The organism is Chamaesiphon sp. VAR_48_metabat_403 (assembly GCF_031422475.1).
Lineage (GTDB): Bacteria > Cyanobacteriota > Cyanobacteriia > Cyanobacteriales > Chamaesiphonaceae > Chamaesiphon.
The window spans coordinates 1-2,226 of record NZ_JANPLS010000107.1; the positions used below are offsets into that span (position 1 = coordinate 1).

The 2,226-nt window shown below is 47.2% G+C and carries 3 protein-coding genes; 1 reads left to right on the plus strand and 2 read right to left on the minus strand.

Annotated features, from left to right (window positions below):
* Positions 1–49: 49 nt before the first annotated feature.
* Both RMO79_RS05480 and RMO79_RS05485 read right to left on the minus strand, forming a co-directional pair.
* Positions 50–955 (minus strand): alpha/beta hydrolase, encoded by a 906-nt coding sequence (locus RMO79_RS05480; RefSeq protein ID WP_310482046.1) that lies wholly within the window; start codon positions 953–955, stop codon positions 50–52.
* 19 nt (positions 956–974) lie between these two features.
* A complete protein-coding gene (locus RMO79_RS05485; protein ID WP_310482047.1) occupies positions 975–1,538 on the minus strand; it encodes a cytochrome b/b6 domain-containing protein in 564 nt (187 codons plus the stop codon).
* Between the two features lie 200 nt (positions 1,539–1,738).
* Between RMO79_RS05485 and RMO79_RS05490 the strand changes: the two genes are divergently transcribed.
* A complete protein-coding gene (locus tag RMO79_RS05490; protein ID WP_310482048.1) occupies positions 1,739–2,191 on the plus strand; it encodes an EVE domain-containing protein in 453 nt (150 codons plus the stop codon).
* The last annotated feature ends 35 nt before the right edge of the window (positions 2,192–2,226 follow it).

Sequence of the window (2,226 nt, forward strand, 5' to 3'; positions counted from 1 at the left end):
TTGGGTCACCCGCCCAGTGGGTGGGTAGATCTTCGCTAAAACCTAAAACCTAGTGCGAGGTTAAAAAAGGCAAAATTACCTCGTAAAGTTCGGTGGGATATTCTTCGTGCATTCCGAGAGTTCCGGGTAGGGTATGGCTGACGATGTTGGGAACTGTGGCGAGAGCTTGCATCTCGGCGGTGGATTTGGGGGGACTGCTTTGACCGATCGCCACCAGTACGGGTATAGTCAGAGATTGAAGATGGGCGATTGCTTCAGATCGATCGAGATAAGGATCGAGTCCCCCGGTTACGAATGCGGCGGCTCCAAATCTCGCTCCTGGCTGTTGAGTTAATTGCCGTTTTTGAGTGAGGAGATCGGGTGTTAATTTATTGGCATCTGCATAAACGTGTCGCCGATACATAAACGCTAGAAAACTCGGCGTAGTAGTTAATTGGTACAAGAATTGACCCAAAATTGGCGTGCGAATCAGTTCGCGAACCCCCTTCAGCCAGGGCTTTTGTCCCTGCGCCATCGTTGGTAATGGCCCCCGCCAAGTGGGAGCGACTAAAACTAACTCAGACATGCTATTAGGTACCGTAGCGGCGAAATTTAGCGCGTATCCGGCGGCATGTCCCGCCGCGATTATCGTTACTGGTGATGTGTAGATATCGCGAATAAAGTCCGCCAAAAACTGGCGAGATAACGGTGGTGCATAATCCAAACGCGGACGTGCGGAATCGCCAAAACCAGGAAAATCTACCGTCGTTACTTGAAACTGCGATTTTAATAAAGCTGCCAACCCAGACATCTCAGTACGACTAGAAACGGTACTAAAGGCAGGTAACAGCAAAATAGGTTTCCCAGTACCCGCAGTCTCATAAGCAATGCTTAACGGCTGCCCTTGCCAGCTCCATTGATATGTAGATGTGGTAGCTGCGACAGTGGGAGATGGAGTACTGGTAGGGTTTGACATGAGTTAATCGCCTCAACTTTCAACTTTTGACTAATTTTTGCGCCCAGGTAGATAACCTGCGCCAATTGGCTTTAACTACTTTATGCTGAATTATGATGTGGGCGACGATCGCGATCGCAAAAATTTTAGACGAATAACCGTGCGCGTCACCAGATTGAGGCACCACCTCGGAATTTACGGGAAAGATATCTGGCAGGGGGATGCCAAACAAGCTGATATTGTTAGCCTTGTAAGCATTCGACAACCAATAACCACTCAGGGGTACCGCCAACATCATCACATACAAACCAGTATGCAAACCAGTCTGGAAATACCAATTACCCGTAAACTTGGGTAAATGCTTGCTGTATTTACGTCCCCAGACTCGCAATAATAATAACAATCGCCAGCCGAGCAGCAATAATACCAACACGCCAAAAGATTTGTGAGCGGCATATAATAACTCGCGATAGCTGACTTCACCTTGAAGTTGCTCGATTGTTATCCCACTAGCATACAAAATTAGATAAAACCCTGCCATCCACCAGTGGACAGACATCAGTTGTTTGAAGATAGAATTACGTCTGGGTGCTCCTGCTGACATGGGAGTTAGGCACTAGCTACTCAAATATTATCGCGCGTTTTTCACTTTTATCCCACTTATTCGATCGCGTCGATTTTTGGCAGGCTGTTGAGGACAGAATGCGGGTTACAGCAGTTTTATTTTTAAAAACCACGAATCGAGGCGATTGTCGTAGCATATAATAAATGCAGCTATACCCTGCACTAGATCGGTAAAATCGTGTGAATTATTGGTTGATGAAATCCGAACCCAACGTTTACGGAATCGAACACTTAGAACGCGATCGAACTACAATTTGGGATGGAGTCAGAAACTATCAAGCGCGAAATTTTCTTAAATCCATGCAAGTTGGCGATCGAGCCTTCTTTTATCACTCTAATACCAATCCCCCCGGTATCGTCGGATTGATGCAAATCGTTGCAGCGCAAGTCGTCGATCCCAGCCAATTCAATTTGGATGGCGATTACTACGATCCTAAATCTACCCCTACCGCTCCGCGTTGGCATACTGTCACCGTAGAATTCGTTCGCACTTTCGATAACGCCATTACTCTAGCTACCCTCCGCGAGCGATTTACCCCCGAACAGTTATTAGTTGTCAAGCAAGGCAATCGTCTTTCTGTCATGCCTATTCCCCTTCGCATCGCCACAGAAATTTTGCAGCTAGCAGGTTAGTTAGGGGGTAAATCGCTCGCGGAGGGTAGCTAGAG